Origin of the sequence: Nonomuraea recticatena (assembly GCF_039533245.1) — a bacterium.
In the GTDB taxonomy this organism is placed as follows: Bacteria; Actinomycetota; Actinomycetes; order Streptosporangiales; family Streptosporangiaceae; genus Nonomuraea; species Nonomuraea roseola.
The window spans coordinates 182,050-199,666 of the sequence record NZ_BAAATE010000008.1; the positions used below are offsets into that span (position 1 = coordinate 182,050).

The 17,617-nt window shown below is 69.3% G+C and carries 13 protein-coding genes; 9 read left to right on the forward strand and 4 right to left on the reverse strand.

All coding sequences use genetic code 11. From position 1 onward, the window contains the following. Positions 1 to 73 precede the first annotated feature (73 nt). The gene (locus tag ABFX50_RS18245; protein WP_346147832.1) at positions 74 to 607 is read left to right on the forward strand and encodes a GNAT family N-acetyltransferase; all 534 of its coding nucleotides are present in this window, start codon (positions 74 to 76) and stop codon (positions 605 to 607) included. A gap of 45 nt (positions 608 to 652) precedes the next feature. On the opposite strand, the gene ABFX50_RS18250 is transcribed toward ABFX50_RS18245, so the two are convergent. Beyond that, the gene (locus ABFX50_RS18250; RefSeq protein WP_346147834.1) at positions 653 to 1,426 is read right to left on the reverse strand and encodes an enoyl-CoA hydratase/isomerase family protein; all 774 of its coding nucleotides are present in this window, start codon (positions 1,424 to 1,426) and stop codon (positions 653 to 655) included. 78 nt (positions 1,427 to 1,504) lie between these two features. Between ABFX50_RS18250 and ABFX50_RS18255 the strand changes: the two genes are divergently transcribed. Continuing rightward, the gene (locus ABFX50_RS18255) at positions 1,505 to 3,391 is read left to right on the forward strand and encodes a sensor histidine kinase (protein ID WP_346147836.1); all 1,887 of its coding nucleotides are present in this window, start codon (positions 1,505 to 1,507) and stop codon (positions 3,389 to 3,391) included. Here the strand turns inward: ABFX50_RS18255 and ABFX50_RS18260 are convergent. Further along, positions 3,317 to 3,922, reverse strand: a complete 606-nt coding sequence (locus ABFX50_RS18260) for a response regulator transcription factor (RefSeq protein ID WP_183656132.1) — start codon at positions 3,920 to 3,922, stop codon at positions 3,317 to 3,319. The two genes, ABFX50_RS18255 and ABFX50_RS18260, sit on opposite strands and share 75 nt — an antisense overlap. An 89-nt stretch (positions 3,923 to 4,011) precedes the next feature. Between ABFX50_RS18260 and ABFX50_RS18265 the strand changes: the two genes are divergently transcribed. Together ABFX50_RS18265 and ABFX50_RS18270 are read left to right on the forward strand one after the other, a co-directional pair. After that, positions 4,012 to 4,446 carry a VOC family protein gene (locus ABFX50_RS18265; RefSeq protein ID WP_346147838.1) on the forward strand — a complete coding sequence of 145 codons (435 nt, stop codon included), beginning with the start codon at positions 4,012 to 4,014 and terminating at the stop codon, positions 4,444 to 4,446. Positions 4,447 to 4,572: 126 nt separating this feature from the next. Then, positions 4,573 to 6,486, forward strand: a complete 1,914-nt coding sequence (locus ABFX50_RS18270; protein WP_346147840.1) for an N-acetylmuramoyl-L-alanine amidase — start codon at positions 4,573 to 4,575, stop codon at positions 6,484 to 6,486. 41 nt (positions 6,487 to 6,527) lie between these two features. Here the strand turns inward: ABFX50_RS18270 and ABFX50_RS18275 are convergent, their stop codons facing one another. Then, the gene (locus ABFX50_RS18275; RefSeq protein ID WP_312895831.1) at positions 6,528 to 7,403 is read right to left on the reverse strand and encodes a MurR/RpiR family transcriptional regulator; all 876 of its coding nucleotides are present in this window, start codon (positions 7,401 to 7,403) and stop codon (positions 6,528 to 6,530) included. 153 nt (positions 7,404 to 7,556) lie between these two features. Next, positions 7,557 to 10,139 carry an alpha-glucan family phosphorylase gene (gene glgP / locus ABFX50_RS18280; RefSeq protein ID WP_346147843.1) on the reverse strand — a complete coding sequence of 861 codons (2,583 nt, stop codon included), beginning with the start codon at positions 10,137 to 10,139 and terminating at the stop codon, positions 7,557 to 7,559. A gap of 218 nt (positions 10,140 to 10,357) precedes the next feature. On the opposite strand from glgP, the gene ABFX50_RS18285 reads away from it, so the two are divergent. The 5 genes from ABFX50_RS18285 (at position 10,358) to ABFX50_RS18305 (ending at position 17,466) form a co-directional block, all read left to right on the forward strand. Beyond that, on the forward strand, positions 10,358 to 12,514 hold the full coding sequence (locus ABFX50_RS18285; RefSeq protein WP_346147845.1) for an alpha-1,4-glucan--maltose-1-phosphate maltosyltransferase: 2,157 nt from the start codon (positions 10,358 to 10,360) through the stop codon (positions 12,512 to 12,514). A gap of 23 nt (positions 12,515 to 12,537) precedes the next feature. Next, positions 12,538 to 14,250 carry a maltose alpha-D-glucosyltransferase gene (gene treS / locus ABFX50_RS18290; protein WP_221241351.1) on the forward strand — a complete coding sequence of 571 codons (1,713 nt, stop codon included), beginning with the start codon at positions 12,538 to 12,540 and terminating at the stop codon, positions 14,248 to 14,250. Between the two features lie 3 nt (positions 14,251 to 14,253). After that, entirely contained in the window at positions 14,254 to 15,561 is a 1,308-nt protein-coding gene (locus ABFX50_RS18295; protein WP_346147847.1) for a maltokinase N-terminal cap-like domain-containing protein, read from the forward strand. Positions 15,562 to 15,673: 112 nt separating this feature from the next. Next, positions 15,674 to 16,324 carry a hypothetical protein gene (locus ABFX50_RS18300; RefSeq protein ID WP_346147849.1) on the forward strand — a complete coding sequence of 217 codons (651 nt, stop codon included), beginning with the start codon at positions 15,674 to 15,676 and terminating at the stop codon, positions 16,322 to 16,324. Next, positions 16,321 to 17,466, forward strand: coding sequence for a copper amine oxidase (locus ABFX50_RS18305; RefSeq protein ID WP_346147851.1), 1,146 nt, complete (start codon positions 16,321 to 16,323; stop codon positions 17,464 to 17,466). The genes ABFX50_RS18300 and ABFX50_RS18305 overlap by 4 nt, the downstream gene beginning before the upstream one ends. Positions 17,467 to 17,617 lie beyond the last annotated feature (151 nt).

Genomic DNA, 17,617 nt, shown 5'->3' on the forward strand with positions numbered 1-17,617 from the left:
TCTCCGAACCCCGTCCCGGTCATCCCAGGATCCGCGAAAAGCGTGCGGCGCCGCTCCGGATAGGGTCCAGGACATGGTCGACTGGGTACGCCTCGAACTGCACGTGGACACCTTCGACGACGCGGCCTTCGAGCCCCGCCTCGATCGAGCCCGCGAGTCGGGCATCTCGTTCACGACCATGGCCGAACTCGGCGACACCCCCGCCCACCGGCGCGCCCTCTACGACCTCAACAGGACCTGCTCGGCAGACATCCCGAACAGGGGCGCGTTCTACACCTACGACGAGTACCTCGCCCAGCGCATCGAGGTGCCCACCTTCTCCGCCGAGGGCGTCGTGCTGGCGACCCTCGAAGGAGAGTGGATCGGCATGTCCACGACCTCCCTGCATCCGGACGAGGGGTACGCCTTCAGCGAGATGACCGGCGTCCTCGCGCCCCATCGCGGGCGGGGGCTGTCGCTGGCGCTGAAACTGCTGGCGATCCGGTTCGTGCGATCGGCCGGGTACGAGCGCCTGATCACCTTCCACCACCCCCGCAACACCTCCGCGATCGCCATGAACCGCCGCCTCGGCTTCGTCGACCCACCCGCCGAGCGGCAGCCCGGCTGACGATCGCCCGGCGCCGAGGCACAACGTCTGCCGTCGCGTCCGGGGTCAGCGACCGGTGAACTTGGGCTTGCTCTTCTCCGTGAAGGCGCGCATGCCGATCTTGGCGTCGTCCGTGGCGAACAGCCCGGAGAACTGCAGGCGCTCGACCTCGAGCCCTGTGTCCAGGTCCACCTCGAGCCCCTGGTCGATCGCCTGCTTGGCGGCGCGCAGCGCGACCGTGGGGCCGCCGACGAAGGTGGCCGCCCATTCCAGCGCCGCCGTGTAGACGTCGACGTCAGGCACGACCCTGTCGACCAGGCCGATCTCCAGCGCCTCGGCCGCGCTGACGTGCCGTCCGCTGAAGATGAGGTCCTTGGCCCTGGCGGGGCCGACCAGGCGGGACAGCCGCTGGGTGCCGCCGGCTCCGGGGATGATGCCGAGCTGGATCTCCGGCTGGCCGAGCTTGGCGCTCTCGCCCGCCACCCTGAAGTCCGCGCAGAGTGCGAGTTCGCAGCCGCCGCCCAGCGCGTAACCGGTGATCGCGGCGATGACCGGCTTGCCGACCCGGGCCAGCGCGGTGAAGCAGTCCTGCAGGGTCCTCGAGTGGGCGGCCATGTCCGCGTAGGACATGTCGGCCATTTCCTTGATGTCGGCGCCCGCCGCGAAGACGCGCTCCCCTCCGTAGACGACGACCGCGTGGACGTCCTGGTCGGCGTCCGCGGCTCGCGCGCACTCGGCGATCTCGCGCTGGACCTGCCCGTTGAGGGCGTTCATCTTCGGACGATCGAGCCTGATCGTGGCGATCTGGTCGGAAACCTCGACGCGTGCAAACTCACCCATGGAGCGACCCTATCCGCGAACAGGGCGAGAGCCGCTGTCCGAAACGGCGAGAATGTGGGCACACGGAAGGCGGACACGATGGACGCTCAAGCGTTAAGGCTCGCCCAACTGGTCGCCGTGGTGGCCAGCGCGGGCTTCTCCTTCGGCGGCTTCATCGGCGTCCTCTACTCCGAAGACCCTCCTGCCGCCAAGGCGGTGGCCTTCGCCCTGCTGGCCGTCCTGCTGGGGCTGCACCTGCGCAACTGCGTACGGCGGGCCGATGGGCGCAGGCCGCGAGGCTGGCGGTGGACGCTCGCCGTCCAGGCGGTCCTGACAGGGGCGGGCCTGGTGTGGTTCGCGAGCACCTGGTACGGCAACACCGGTTTCCTGGCCGCCGCCGTCCTGTTGCTGATCAGGAGGCCGGGGCCGAGGTGGGGCGCGTTCTCGCTGGTGCTGCTCGCCCAGTTCCTGTCAGGGCTCACCGTGCGGCCCACGGTGAGCGAGGCGCTCTACCTCGTGGTGGGGCAGGCCGCCTTCGTCGGGATCGCCCTGTACGGCGTGGTGCGGCTGGCCGACCTCATCGCCGACCTGCGCAGCACCCAGGCGAGCCTGGCGGCGGCCGAGGTGGCCCGTGAGCGGCTGGCCTTCGCCGAGCAGCTCAACGAGCGGGTGGGTTCGAGCCTGAAGCAGGTGGCCCTGGTGCTCCAGCGTCCTGGCCTGTCGCGGGACGAGCTCGAGGCGAGCCTCGCGACGGCGCGCACGGCCCTCACCGAGGTGCGGTCGGTCTCGCACGCCCACCGCGACGGGGTCACCGCCAGGCCGGTGGTGGCGGGAGACCTGACCACGAGGGTCGTGAACGTCCTCGTCGTCACGACGCTGCTGCTGATGATCGTGCCGCACGAGGTCCGCCACCTGTTCCAGATCGGCCTGTCCGGCCTCCCCCTGCTGGTCTTCGTCGTGGCGCTGCTCGGCTTCGTCGCGCTCTACCTGCGAGCGTGCCTGCCGGGCGGACGGCACGAGGGCTGGACGCTCGCGGGGCTGGTGCTGCTCACCTACGCGCCGACGGCGCTGCTCGGCGCGAAGCTCTGGTACGTCGCCACGCTGCTGCCAGGCGCCGTCGTCGTGCTGCTGCGCGGGCCGGTCCGGTGGGCCGCCGCGGGCGCGGTGCTGACGGTCGACGTCGTCTTCCACCTGACCCAGACCGGCCTGGCGGGCAACGTCCTGGACGCCGTCTACGGGGTGGTGTACGTGATCGAGCGGGCGATCATCGTCTACGCCCTGTGGCGCATGGCCAGGCTGACGGTCGAGCTGCGGGAGGCGCGGGCGGAGCTGGCCAGGGTCCAGGTGGCGCGTGAGCGGCTGCGCTTCGCCCGCGACCTGCACGACCTGCTGGGCTACGGCCTGTCGGTGGTGGTGCTCAAGGCCGAGCTGGCCTTCCGCCTGCTGGAGCGCGATCCCGACGCTGCCGCGCGGCAGCTCGGCGACGGCCTGGAGGCGGCCCGCCAGGTGCTCGCCGACATCGACTCGGTGGCCTCGGGCCGCACGGAGATCTCGCTGGCCGCCGAGGTCGAGTCGGCCCGCGCGGTGCTGGAGGCGATGGGCGTCGAGGTGAGCTGGTCCCGCACCGCGGCGGCGCTGCCCGCCGGCGTGGACGAGGCGCTGGCGGCGGTGCTGCGCGAGGGCGTGACCAACGTGCTCAGGCACAGCGCGGCCCGCCACTGCTCGCTGGAGATCGTGGCCGACGACAGGCAGGTACGGCTCAGCCTGACCAACGACGGCGTGACCGCCGCCTCACCCGATCACCGGCAGGGCTCGGGCGTCGGCAACCTCACCCACCGCCTGGACGCCCTGGGCGGGCGGCTGAGCGCCGAACGCACGGGTGAGACCCACACCCTCACCGCGACGGCTCCGCTAGAGCCAGCCCTCGTCGGCGGCGATGCGGATCGCGTCGACCCTGTTCCTCGCGTTGAGCTTCATGACCGCTGACGACAGGTAGTTGCGGACGGTGCCCCTGCTGAGCGAGAGCCGTACCGCGATCTCGTCGGCCTCGGCGCCCGTGGCGGCCATCCTGAGCACGTCGACCTCGCGGGCGGCCAGCGGGTTGTCGGCCTTGCGGAGGGCGGCCATGGCCAGCTGCGGATCGACGACCTGCTCTCCCGCGACCACCTTCCTGATGGCCTCGACGAGATCGCCGGGCGGTGAGTGCTTGAGCAGGAAGCCGCTCACCCCCGAGGCCATGGCGCGCCGCAGGTAGCCGGGCCTGGCGAAGCCGGTGAGCACCACGACGCGGCACTCGGGCAGGCGCTCGGTCAGCAGCGCGGCGGCGCTGAGGCCGTCCAGCCCTGGCAGTTCGATGTCCAGGACAGCCGCGTCGGGACGCGACTCCAGCGCGGCGGGCACGATCTGGTCGCCGCGCTCCACGGCGGCCACGACCTCGAGATCGTCCTCCAGCTCGAGCACGGCGGCCAGCGTCTCGCGCAGGATGCGCACATCCTCCGCGATCAGAACTCGGATCACTGTGAATCCTTCACACGGTGTTGGTGAACGAGGCACTACTGGCGGTCCAGCGGGATTGCGACTATAGCGAGCAGAGAGAGGAGCACATCATGCAGAAGATCACCACGTACCTCTGGTTCGACAACCAGGCGGAGGAGGCGGCCAACCACTACGTCTCCATCTTCCCGAACTCGCGCGTCGTCGAGGTCACTCCCATGATCGTGACGTTCGAGATCGAGGGGCAGCGCTTCATCGCGCTCAACGGCGGGCCGCAGTTCACCTTCACCGAGGCGATCTCGCTCTACGTCGACTGCGACACCCAGGAGGAGGTCGACGAGCTGTGGGCCAAGCTCGTCGAGGGCGGCGAGGAGAGCCAGTGCGGCTGGCTCAAGGACAAGTACGGACTGTCCTGGCAGATCATCCCCAAGGCGCTGCCGAAGCTGCTCAGCGACCCCGACCCGGCCAGGGCCGAGCGCGCCATGCAGGCGATGCTCAAGATGTCGAAGATCAACGTCAAGGAGCTTGAAGAGGCCGCCAACGGCTGACCGGACTCCGGGGAGGCGGGGGCCTCCCCGATGAAGTCCTGAAAAAATCCTTCTCAATCCTCTTCTAGAGGAAGGAAAATGTTGAGACGCTGACTCCTGAACGACCCCCCAGTCAAGGAGTCACCCATGCGCAGAGCGTTGGCGGTCGCCTGCTTCTTACCGCTGCTGATACCCACCGCGATCGCGCACGCCGAGGCCGCGCCCGAGGACAGGCAGCAGGCGTTCGCGAAGGCGGCCGAGACCTACCAGGTGCCGGAGAGCGTCCTGCTGGGCGTCTCCTACCTGGGGTCGAGGTGGGACTCCCACGCGGGCCAGCCCAGCAACGACGCGGGATTCGGGCCGATGCACCTGACCGACGCGGCCGCCTTCACCGGCTCCAACCACCACGCCGAGGGCGAGGAGGACCCGCGGGGCGACGAGACGCGCCCGCTGGCCCTGCCGTCCGAGGCGCCGGAGACGCCGGAGGAGATCCCCGTCTCGCTCAGGACGATGGAGAAGGCCGCGGCGCTGACGGGCGAGTCGCACGAGACGCTGAAGACCGACCCCGCGGCCAACATCCGCGGCGGCGCGGCGCTGCTGGCCGACTACCAGAAGCAGCTCGGCGCGCCGCTCAGCGACGATCCCGGCCAGTGGTACGGCGCGGTCGCGCGCTACTCCGGTGCCACCGAGTACGAGGCGGCCAAGTTCTTCGCCGACGAGGTCTTCTCGGTGATCGCCTCGGGGATGACGCGCACCACCGACGACGGGCAGCGGGTCACCCTGAAGCCGGTGCCCGACCTCGGCAAGATCGAGTCGTGGCTGGAGAAGCTCGGGCTCTCGCTGCCGCGCCGCGACGGCGTGGAGTGCCCGCGCTCGATCTCCTGCGAGTGGATCCCCGCGGGATACGCGCAGCTGCCGAACAACAACTACGGCCACTACGACCTGTCCGACAGGCCGAACAACCAGAAGATCGACTACATCGTCATCCACGACATGGAGGGCTACTGGGCGCCCTCCGTGCGGCTGAACCAGGACCCGAGGTGGCCCGGTAGCTGGCACTACTCGGTCAGGTCCAGCGACGGGCACATCGCCCAGCAGATCAAGACCAAGGACGTCGGCTGGCAGGCCGGCAACTGGTACATCAACGCCAAGTCCATCGGCATCGAGCACGAGGGCTTCCTGGCCGAGGGCAGCACCTGGTACACCGAGGCGATGTACCGCACGTCGGCCAAGCTCGTGCGCTACCTGGCCATGCGCCACGGCGTGCCGCTCGACCGCGCCCACATCATCGGCCACGACAACGTGCCAGGCACGCTGCCGACCACGGTCAGGGGCATGCACGAGGACCCCGGCCCCTTCTGGGACTGGGCGCACTACTTCGAACTCATGGGCGCTCCGCTGCACCAGTTCGGCGGCCCGAGGTCGGGCTCCATCATGATCAAGCCGGATTTTGAGACGAACAAGCCGTACTTCTACGGCTGTGACCGCAAGAACCCCTCGGCCGCGTGCCCGCCGCTGCCCGCCTCCACGGTGTGGCTGCGCACCGAGCCGCGCCCCGACGCTCCGCTGGTCAAGGACATCGGCAAGCACCCCACGGGCGACTCGCTCTACAGCGTCTACGACCACAGCGCCCGCGCCACCACCGGGCAGCGCTACGCCGTGGCCGACCGCGACGGCGACTGGACCGCGATCTGGTACCTCGGTCAGAAGGCGTGGTTCCACAACCCCGCCGCCAACCCGACCGCGGTGCCGTCCATGGGGCTCGTCGTGACCCCCCGTCCAGGGCTCAAGACCGTCCCCGTGTACGGCAGGGCCTACCCGGAGCAGGAGGCCTACCCCGCGGGCATCCCGTACCAGGCCGTGACGCCGCTGCAGTACACCTTCTCCGAAGGGGAGAAGTACACGCTGGCAGGGCCCGCGGCGGCCGAGTACTACAGGGCGGTGACCTTCGACCCCGCCCCGCACACCGTCGTGCGCGGCAAGACGAAGTACTGGCAGATCCAGTTCGGTCACCGGGTGATGTTCGTCAAGGCCGACGACGTGCGGGTGACCTTCCAGTAGGCGCTGTTCGACGGGACCTCGCCCTCACAGGGCGGGGTCCCTCAGCGTTTGCGGGTGAACTCGGCGACGGCGCGCCTGGTGCTCTGCAGCGCCTCCTGCGAGGAGTCGAAGGTGCGCTGGGCCACGCCCACGAAGACGCAGTCGACGACGAGCAGCTGGCTGATGCGGCTGGCCAGCGCGCCGGGGCGGAACTCGGTCTCCCTGCCCGCGGAGATCAGCACGTGCTCGGCCATCGCGGCGAGGGAGGAGCGCGGATTGTTGGTGATGGCGACCGTGGTGGCACCCGCCTCCCCCGCCAGGCGCAGCGGCTCGAGGACGTCGGGCGTCTCGCCCGAGGTGCTGATGCCGATCGCCACGTCGCCCGCCTTGAGCAGCACCGCGCTGGTGAGCGCCAGGTGCGCGTCCTGGAAGGCGTGGCTCGACAGGCCGATGCGCATGAGCTTCTGCGCCACGTCCTCGGCCACCAGCCCCGAGGCGCCCACGCCGTAGGAGTCGATCCTGCGGGCGCCCACGATGGCGTCCACGACCAGGCCGAGCCGCTCGGAGGTGAGCTGGGCGACGGTGTCGTTGATCGCCTCGGACTCGGCTCGCGAGACTTTGAGGATGACCTCCGACAGCGGGTCGTCGGGGGCCAGGTCGCCGGGCACCAGCCGGTCGGGCTGCGCGGCCGCGGCCGCGAGAGCCAGCCTGAGCTGTGGGTATCCGGCGAAGCCGAGCAGGCGGGCGGTGCGGACGATCGTCGCCTCGCTGGTGCCCGAGGCGGCCGAGAGCTCGGTGATGGTGCTGCGGGCGACGGTCGCGGGGTCCTCGAGTATCAGACGGGCGACGGTCTGCGCGGCGGGGGTGAGCGAAGGAAGGACACCGCGGACGGTGGCCACGAGTGTGTCTGCCCTCAGACCGTTCATGGTGTCTTCCACATACCGATTATGGGGCCTGGACGGGAGGAAGGACTGCTCCAGGGCGTCATGACCGCAAACCGGCATCTCTTCGGCGTCCCGAGGTCGACCACGGGTCGCGCGGCCGGAGGCCACGGGACGGGCCCCGGAGACGGCGCTCCGGGGCCCGCGTGGTCAGCGGAGGGTGCCGTTGGTCATTCCCACGGGCTCCTCCGGGAGGGCGAGCAGGCCGAGCTCGGCGGGAGCGGCCATGAGCGGGTGGTTGGGCACCACCCGCACCGTGTAGCCGAACGCCCCCGTACTGTCGAGCGGCACCTTGCCCACGTAGTGGGCCTTGCCGTCGTCGGTCGTCCCTTCGAGCGTCATGGCCAGGTAGCGGGGGCTCAGCAGCTCGTCGTGCGGGCCGACCTTGCCGTAGGCGGCCTGGACCAGCAGGTCGTGGGGCTCCAGCTCGCCCAGGGCGATAGTCGCGCGCAGGTCGAGCGCCGCGCCCACCTCCGGCGTGTCGCCGACGCCCGACGCCTCCACGTGCTCCACGCGCACGCCCGGCCACGCCTTGGTGACGCGCACCCGCCAGGCGGCGAACGCCTTGGCCGGGGCGTAGGAGTCGGTCGACAGGGCCCTCGCCGAGGCCGCGGCGGGCAGGTAGAGACCCACGACGTAGTCGCGCAGCATCCGGCCGGCCAGCACCTTGGGCCCGAGGGAGGTCAGCGTGTGGCGCACCATCTCCAGCCACCGCCTGGGCAGCCCGTCGGGCGCCCTGTCGTAGAAGCGGTCGGAGACCTCGTGCTCGATGAGGTCGTAGAGCGCGGCCGCCTCGAGCTCGTCGCGCCTGTCGGCGTCGGCGACACCGTCGGCGGTGGGGATGGCCCAGCCGTTGGTGCCGTCGTACCACTCGTCCCACCAGCCGTCGCGGATCGACAGGTTGAGCCCGCCGTTCAGCGCCGACTTCATGCCCGAGGTGCCCGACGCCTCGAGGGGACGCAGCGGGTTGTTCAGCCAGACGTCGCAGCCCTGGACGAGCAGCTGGCCGAGGGCCATGTCGTAGTCGGGCAGGAAGACGATGCGGTGCCGCACGTCCTCGGAGTCGGCGAACCTGACGATCTGCTGGATGAGCTTCTTGCCGCCCTCGTCGGCCGGGTGGGCCTTGCCCGCGATGAGGATCTGCACCGGCTTGTCGGGAGACAGCAGCAGCTCGCGCAGCCGCACGGGGTCGCGCAGCATCAGGGTGAGCCGCTTGTAGGACGGCACCCTGCGGGCGAAGCCGATCGTCAGCACGTCGGGGTCGAGGGCGTCGTCGACCCAGGTGAGCTCGGCGTCGGAGGCGCCGCGGTCGCGCCACGAGCGGCGCAGCCGTACTCTCGCCGCCTCGACCAGGCGCTCGCGCAGCCTGCCGCGGATGCCCCAGATCTCGGGGTCGGAGATCTTCTGGACGCCCTCCCAGCCCTGCCCCTTCTCGATGAGCTCGGGCAGCTCGCGACCGGCCAGCTCCATGATCTCGCGGCCCACCCAGGTGGGCGCGTGGACGCCGTTGGTGATCGAGCCGATCGGCACCTCGTGCAGGTCGAAGCCGGGCCACAGCTCCTGGAACATCCCCCTGCTGACCTCGCCGTGCAGCTCGGAGACGCCGTTGACGCGCTGGGCCAGGCGCATGCCCATGATGGCCATGTTGAAGCGCCCTGGCTCCTGCTCGGCGCCCAGCGCGAGGACGCGCTCGACAGGGACGGTCGGCCACGCGTTGTCGCCGCCGAACTGGCGCTCGATCATGTCCGAGGGGAAGCGGTCGATGCCCGCGGGGACCGGCGTGTGGGTGGTGAAGACGGTGCCGGCGCGAACCGCCTCGATCGCCTCGTCGAAGGAGAGCCGCGCCTCGGTGAGCTCGCGGATGCGCTCCAGGCCGAGGAAGCCCGCGTGGCCCTCGTTGGTGTGGAAGACCTCGGGCTCGGCGTGTCCCGTGATCCGGCAGTAGGCGCGGATGGCCCGCACGCCGCCGACGCCGAGCAGCAGCTCCTGCATGAGCCTGTGGTCGGTGCCCCCGCCGTACAGGCGGTCGGTGACGTCGCGGGCGGCGTTGTCGTTGTCGGCCACGTCGGAGTCGAGCAGCAGCAGCGGCACCCTGCCGACCTGCGCCACCCACACCTGCGCGTGCAGGGCGCGCTGGTTCGGCAGGCCGATCCTGATGTGTACGGGCGTGCCCTCCTCGTCCTTCAGCAGGCTCAGCGGAAGGCCGCCGGGGTCGAGGCTGGGGTAGTGCTCCAGCTGCCAGCCCTCTGGCGACAGCGACTGAGTGAAGTAGCCGTGGCGATAGAGCAGTCCGACCGCCAGGATCGGCACGCCGAGATCGCTGGCCGCCTTGAGGTGGTCACCCGCCAGGATGCCGAGGCCGCCGGAGTACTGCGGCAGCGCCGCGGCGATGCCGTACTCGGGCGAGAAGTAGGCGATCGCGCCCGCGGCCTCGGGCAACGTCTGATACCAGCGGGGCGCGGTCATGTACTCGCGCAGATCGTCGGCGGCGTCGGCGAGACGGCGCAGGAAGCGGCGGTCGGTGGCCAGCTCGCGCAACCTGGCGGGGTCGACGGCGCCCAGCAGCGCGACGGGATCGTGCCCGACTCGCTCCCAGACGGCCGGATCGACCTCGGCGAACAGGTCCGTGGTCTCTGGATGCCAGGACCATCGGAGGTTGTGCACAAGCTCGCCGAGGGCGGCCAGCTCCGTGGGCAGGACGGTGCGGACGGTAAACCTGCGGATAGCTCTCACGAATTCGACCCTAGGGGCTGAGGAGCGGTGTTCAGGCGGGAGTGGATCACTTCCGTTTCACAACCCTTCCATGTAGAGGCATCAAGAGGGACTATTAGGGCACTCCCCACATTGAGCTTTGACGCACCGTCGCGGGACGGTGCCAGCTGCTGCACGCGTGAAGGTGCGAGGATCGTCATTGCCACAGACGCCCGCTCGACACATGAGAACAGGACGCGATGATCGGTCGAATTCCCATCACGGACATCTACCCCGTCGTTGACGGTGGGCAGTGGCCCGCCAAGGCGGTCGCCGGAGAGACCTTCGAGATCGCGGCGACCGTGTTCAGAGAAGGGCACGACGCGGTCGCCGCCGGTGTCGTGCTCACCGCTCCCGACGGGCGGCGCGGCCACCTGAAACACATGCGAGAACAGGGCAAGGGCACCGACCGCTGGGCGGTGTCCGTGTGCCTGCCCGACGAGGGCGACTGGCAGTTCAGGATCGAGGCCTGGGGCGACCCGATCGGGACGTGGCTGCACGACGCGGAGATCAAGATCCCGCGCGGCATGGACGTGGAACTGATGTGCGAGGAGGGCGCCAGGCTCTTCGAGCGGGCCGCCCGCGCCGTCAGGGCGACCGACTGCCCCGCCCCCCACGCGGGTAACGGCACGACGCGCAACGGCAACGGCACGCTCAAGACAGGTCAGCAGAAGAACGGCCAGCTCATGACCGACACGGTCAAACCGGGCGCGCTCAAGGCCGGCACCGAGCTCAAGCCGTCGGAGACGTGCGGGCACAGGGCGGCGCTGCTGGCAGTGGCCTCCACGCTGCGCGACGACGCCCTCGACCCCCGTGCCAGGCTGTCGATCGCCCAGCTGCCCGAGACCACGGCGCTGCTGGAGGCGCATCCGCTACGCGACCTGCTGACCAGGAGCAAGCAGCAGAAGGTCAGGGTGGAGCGCCGCAGGGCCCTGTTCGGCTCGTGGTACGAGTTCTTCCCCAGGTCCGAGGGCGCGATCGTCGACGGCGAGGGCGTGTCGAAGTCGGGCAACTTCCAGACCGCCGCCAAGCGGCTGCCCGCCATCGCCCGCATGGGCTTCGACGTGGTCTACCTGCCGCCGATCCACCCGATCGGCACGACCTTCCGCAAGGGCCGTAACAACACGCTCACGCCCGGCCCCGACGACCCGGGCTCGCCCTGGGCGATCGGCTCCGAGGACGGCGGGCACGACGCCGTCCACCCCGACCTCGGCACGATCGACGACTTCGACGACTTCGTGGGCAGGACCAGGGAGCTGGGCATGGAGGTGGCGCTCGACTTCGCGCTGCAGTGCTCTCCCGACCACCCGTGGGTCACGGAGCACCCCGAGTGGTTCACGATCCGCGCCGACGGGAGCATCGCCTACGCGGAGAACCCGCCGAAGAAGTACCAGGACATCTACCCGCTCAACTTCGACAAGGATCCCGAGGGCATCTACGCCGAGGTCAAACGGGTCGTCAGGCACTGGATGGACCACGGTGTGCGGATTTTCAGGGTGGACAACCCGCACACCAAGCCGGTCGGCTTCTGGGAGCGCCTGCTGGCCGACATCCGCGCCACGGACCCGGATGTGATCTTCCTGGCCGAGGCGTTCACCAGGCCTCCGATGCTGCAGACCCTGGCGAAGATCGGTTATCACCAGTCATATACGTACTTCACATGGAAGAACTCCAAATATGACGTTGAAACGTACTTTTCGGAGCTATCTCATGAGACGTCGCACTTTCTGAGGCCGAACCTCTTCGTCAACACGCCCGACATCCTGCACGAATATCTTCAGCACGGCGGGGTCCCCGCCTTCAAGATCCGCGCGGTCCTGGCCGCGCTCACCTCCCCCACCTGGGGCGTCTACTCGGGCTACGAACTCGCCGAGCACGTCGCGGTACGCCCTGGCAGCGAGGAGTACCTCGACAGCGAGAAGTACCAGTACCGGCCGAGGGACTGGGTGGCCGCCGAGAGGGAAGGGCGGACTCTCGCCCCCTTCATCACCCACCTCAATTTGTTCCGAAGAGCTCACCCGGCCCTCCAGGAATTGCGTAACCTGAAGTTCCACAGGGTCGACCACCCGGACCTGGTCTGCTTCTCCAAGCGGCTCCCTGGCGCCTACGACACGGCCACACGACGGCACGGCCTCGGCGACGTGGTCCTGGCGGTCGTCAACTTGGACCCGCACAATACTCATGAGGCGACAGTCGATCTCGACCTGCCGGCCCTCGGTCTCGACTGGAATGCCGAGTTCGTCGTCGACGACGAGGTGTCGGGCGAGTCGTACCGCTGGCGGCAGAGCAACTACGTGCGCCTCGACCCACACATTCACCCGGCGCACGTCTTCACCGTGCGAGCGGCTCATCGGTAACACAGCGATCGGGGAGTCCAACTTTGTCCGACATCGTGAACTCCGCTGCCATCCCGAACACCTTTGACGAGGACAAACCCCGCGATCCCTACTGGTACAAGCGGGCGGTCTTCTACGAGGTGCTCATCAGGGGCTTCGCCGACTCAAACGGCGACGGCACCGGCGACATCAAGGGGCTCATCAGCAGGCTCGACTACCTGCAATGGCTCGGCGTCGACTGCCTGTGGCTGTTGCCGCTCTATGAGTCGCCGCTGCGTGACGGCGGCTACGACATCGCCGACTTCATGAAGATCCTTCCGGACTTCGGCGACCTCGGTGACTTCGTCAAGCTCGTCGACGAGGCGCACAAGCGCGGCATGCGGGTGATCGCCGACCTGGTGATGAACCACACCAGCGACGCCCACCCGTGGTTCCAGGCCTCGCGCCACGACCCCGAGGGGCCCTTCGGCGACTTCTACGTCTGGTCGGACACCGACGAGAAGTACAAGGACGCCAGGATCATCTTCATCGACACCGAGACCTCCAACTGGACCTACGACCCGGTCAGGGGCCAGTACTACTGGCACCGCTTCTTCCACCACCAGCCCGATCTCAACTACGAGAACCCGGCGGTACAGGAGGCCATGCTCGAGGTGCTGAGGTTCTGGCTCGACCTGGGCATCGACGGGTTCCGCATGGACGCCATCCCCTACCTGTTCGAGGAGGACGGCACCAACTGCGAGAACCTCCCCAGGACCCACGCCTACCTCAAGCGGGTCAGGGCCGAGGTCGACCGCCTCTTCCCCGACAGGGTGCTGCTGGCCGAGGCCAACCAGTGGCCGAGCGACGTGGTCGAGTACTTCGGCGACAGCGTGGGCGGCGGCGACGAGTGCCACATGGCCTTCCACTTCCCGCTCATGCCGCGCATCTTCATGGCCGTGCGCAGGGAGTCGCGCTACCCGATCTCCGAGATCCTGGCCCAGACGCCCAAGATCCCCGAGAACTGCCAGTGGGGCATCTTCCTGAGGAACCACGACGAGCTGACGCTCGAGATGGTCACCGACGAAGAGCGCGACTACATGTACTCCGAGTACGCCAAGGACCCGCGCATGCGCGCCAACGTCGGCATCCGCCGCCGGCTGGCGCCCCTGCTGGAGAACGACCGCAACCAGATCGAACTGTTCACCGCTCTGCTGCTGTCGCTGCCAGGCTCGCCGGTGCTCTACTACGGCGACGAGATCGGCATGGGCGACAACATCTGGCTGGGCGACCGCGACGGCGTCCGCACGCCCATGCAGTGGACCCCCGACCGCAACGCCGGGTTCTCCGACTGTGACCCCGGCCGCCTCTACCTGCCGATCATCATGGATCCGATTTACGGATATCAGGCGATCAACGTCGAGGCGCAGCAGAAAAACGCCGGATCTCTGCTTCACTGGACCAAGCGGATGATCGAGATTCGTAAGCGTCACCCGGTCTTCGGGCTGGGCGACTTCATCGAACTCAACTCGTCCAACCCCAGCGTGCTGGCATTCGTCCGCGAGCTGGGCGATGATCGCATGCTATGCGTCAACAACCTCTCGCGGTTCCCGCAGCCCGTGGAGCTGGACCTGAGGCGGTTCGTCGGCGTATCGCCCGTGGAGACGATGGGTGGGGTTCCATTTCCACCGATTGGCGAACTTCCGTATCTTTTGACGCTCCCGGGGCATGGGTTCTACTGGTTCACCCTTCCACCCGCCGCGCCACAGGAGGAGTAGGCCGTGCTTGAGGACCTCCTTGCCCGCTGGATCACCCACCAACGCTGGTTCGCGGGCAAGGGGCGTCCTCTCGACGGCCTTTCCATCGACTCCGACACCTCTCTCGGCGACGGACTGCGCCACCTGATCCTGTCGGTACGGCAGGCGGGCGCCCGCGACCGCTACCAGCTCCTGCTCGGCGTCAGCCCCGAGCTGCCCGACAGGCTCAAACACGCTCTCATCGGCGTGTCGGACGAAGGCCACCTCTTCGACGCCGCCCACGACTCCTCGCTCACCAGCCTCCTGCTGGAGGGCATGGCCACCGGCCGCGACCACGGGCCGATCAGGTTCCGCACCGCGCCAGGGGTGGAGATCGACACCTCGCAGCGCAGCCTGGTGCTGGGGGCCGAGCAGTCCAACACCTCCCTGGTGTTCGGCGACGCCTACATCTGCAAGCTGTTCCGCAGGCTCATCCCGGGGGTGAACCCCGAGCTCGAGGTGGTCACCGCGCTGGCCGCCCGAGGGGCCGCGCACATCGCCCAGCCGTACGGGTGGATCGAGACCGACGTCGACGGCATATCGACGACGCTGGCCTTCACCCAGGAGTATCTGACCACCTCCAACGACGGGTGGGACCTCGCCCTCGCCAGCGTCCGCGACCTCTACGGCTCGCTGCCCGAGGTCAGCGCGGCCGAGGCGGGCGGCGACTTCGCCGCCGAGGCCCATCGCCTCGGCATCGCCACCGCCGAGATCCACAGGGAGCTGGCCGCCGCCTTCCCGACGGACGTCGTGAGCCCGTCGGAGGTCAAGCGCATGGTGGAGGGCTTCCGCCGCCGCCTCGCCAGGGCCCTGGAGGAGGTGCCCGCGCTCGCCGAGCACGCCGACCTGGTCGAGCGCGCCTTCCACCAGGTGGAGGAGCTGACCGGCAAGGTGCGCGTGCAGCGCGTGCACGGCGACTACCACCTCGGCCAGGTCATGCGCACGCCCGTCGACTGGATCGTCCTCGACTTCGAGGGCGAGCCAGGACAGCCGATCGAGGAGCGCAGGGCGCTCGCCTCGCCCCTGAGGGACGTGGCGGGGATGCTGCGCTCCTTCGACTACGCGGCCGGTCACCTGCTGGCCGACCACCCCGACGGCGCCGCGCTGCGCCCCAGGGCGGCCGAGTGGGCCATCCGCAACCGCGCGGCGTTCCTGGACGGCTACGCCGACGTGTGCGGCGACGACGCGGCGCTGCTGAGGGCGCTGGAGTACGACAAGGCGGTCTACGAGGTGGTCTACGAGGCCCGCAACAGGCCGACCTGGCTGCCCATCCCACTGGCGGCCTTCCGCTGAGCCTCCGCGCAGGTCCACCCGAGCCGCCCTGAGTCCGCCGTTTCTCCACGGGCAGCGTAGCAAACGCATTACTCTTCGCATGCAAACATGAGCGAAGAGTAAAGGGGGCGGCATGCGGCGACGTCTTGTGATCGCGGCCGCGGGGTTGGGCGCCGTGCTCGTCAGCGGCACTCTCCTGCTGGCGACCAGTGGAGAGGCGCCCCAGGCCGCGCAGGGCGTGCGGGAGACTCCCTCTCAGGGAGACCCGCTGACGCCCGAGGAGATCGCCCGCGCGGGTGAGATCGCCACCGCCAAGAACCATCTCAAGTCGGGGCAGACCGAGCTCCTGTACGTCGAGCGCGACGACGACAAGGACGCCGAGCAGGCACGCAGGGCAGAGGCCTACATCTACGACTACTCGACCGACACGCTGATCGTCAGGACGGTCGACCTCGGCAGCAGCAAGGTGATCGAGGAGACCAAGGGCAGAGGGGTCCAGCCGCCGCCGTCCAAGCGGGAGGAGCTGCGCGCCGCCGAGCTGCTGCTGGCCGATCCGAAGCTGGGCGCAGGCGTGCGCCAGTCGTTCAGGAAGGCGGCGGGGCGCGAGCTGGCCTCCCCCTCCGACCTGGCGTTGCGCGGGCTGATCTTCTCCCCCGAGCGGGGCAGGTGCGCCCAGCACCGCTGCCTGCGGCTGTTCGTGCGGCTGCCCGACGGCACCTTCCTCGACACCAGCCGCATCGTCATCGACCTGTCCGCCAAGAGGGTTCACACGCTGGAGTGGTGAGTTTGTTCCTCCGTCTGATGCTCGCGGGGCTGCTCATCGCGCCCGCCGCTCCCCCCGCGCCGGCGCGGGCCGCCCAGGCGTGCAGCTCGCCCTACCTCATCGACAAGACGCTCCCCAACGGCGCGCGCTGGCGGCTGTGCTGGGAGATGCGCACGATCGAGGGCCTGACCGTCACCAAGGTCGCCTACACGCCGAAGGGCAACAGGCCGATCAGCGTGCTGCGCAGCGCCGCGCTGGCGCAGATCCACGTGCCCTACGACAGCGGCGAGCCGCGCTACCACGACATCGGCTCGCTGGGCTCGGCCGTGGTGGCGCTGACGGAGGCCGACTGTCCCGGCGGTGAGCGCGCCAAGGGCAAGGTGTGCGTGACGACGCGCCCGCGGGGCCACGCCTACCTCAAGGACGGCTGGGGCGACCCCGACGCCCGCGAGTCCGCCCAGGGGCAGGAGCTCGTCGTGCTGGCCGCCTATCAGGTCGGCTGGTACACCTACATCTCCGAATGGGTCTTCGGCGACGACGGCTCGATCTCCCCGAGGGTCGGGGCGACCGGCTCGCTGGCGGGCACCACGACGGCGCCGAAGCACGGCTGGCCGATCGGGGTGGGCCGCAAGCACTTCGAGGAGTCGCACAGCCACAACGTCTTCTGGCGGATGGACTTCGACATCCAGGGCAAGGCGCACGACGTGGTCGAGCAGTACGACTTCTCGGGCAGCGGCACCAAGAAGCGGTCGATGACCAAGCGCACGCTGAAGCGGGAGACGAAGGCGGTCAACGGGCGGATGCGCTGGTGGCGGGTGGTGGACCCGCGCGTGAGGAACGGCGACAGGCACCCGGTCTCCTGGGAGATCAACAACTCCGACAGCGCGGAGTACCGGGGCCCCTCCGACGAGGCGTTCACGCACGCCGACGTCTACGTGACGCAGTACCGCGCCTGCGAGCGGCTGGCCAGCGAGAACGTCTCCCCCAGGTGCAGGAGGTCCGTCGACCGCTACGCGAACGGCGAGCGGGTGACCGACCCCGTGCTGTGGGTCAACGTCGGCTTCCACCACGTCGCCAGGGACGAGGACGCCGACCCGATGCCGATCCACTGGCAGGGCTTCCGCATCACCCCCCGCGACGTCACCGCCACCAACCCGCACTGACCCCTCGAAACGGCCCGCCGTCCCGCGGCCCGGTCCCGGCCCCCTTGGCACGCGTCAGGGGGGCCGATTCACGCGGTGTGGGCGTGATGTAAAGCGATCGTGATAGTTAAGCCCGTATTTCCACATACCGCTCGTGTGAATTCGCATGGCG

Coding starts and splice junctions, on each gene's coding strand:
- ABFX50_RS18245 (WP_346147832.1), top strand. CDS start 74: ATGGTCGACTGGGTACGCCTCGAACTGCACGTGGACACCTTCGACGAC.
- ABFX50_RS18250 (WP_346147834.1), bottom strand. CDS start 1,426: ATGGGTGAGTTTGCACGCGTCGAGGTTTCCGACCAGATCGCCACGATC.
- ABFX50_RS18255 (WP_346147836.1), top strand. CDS start 1,505: ATGGACGCTCAAGCGTTAAGGCTCGCCCAACTGGTCGCCGTGGTGGCC.
- ABFX50_RS18265 (WP_346147838.1), top strand. CDS start 4,012: ATGCAGAAGATCACCACGTACCTCTGGTTCGACAACCAGGCGGAGGAG.
- ABFX50_RS18270 (WP_346147840.1), top strand. CDS start 4,573: ATGCGCAGAGCGTTGGCGGTCGCCTGCTTCTTACCGCTGCTGATACCC.
- ABFX50_RS18285 (WP_346147845.1), top strand. CDS start 10,358: ATGATCGGTCGAATTCCCATCACGGACATCTACCCCGTCGTTGACGGT.
- ABFX50_RS18300 (WP_346147849.1), top strand. CDS start 15,674: ATGCGGCGACGTCTTGTGATCGCGGCCGCGGGGTTGGGCGCCGTGCTC.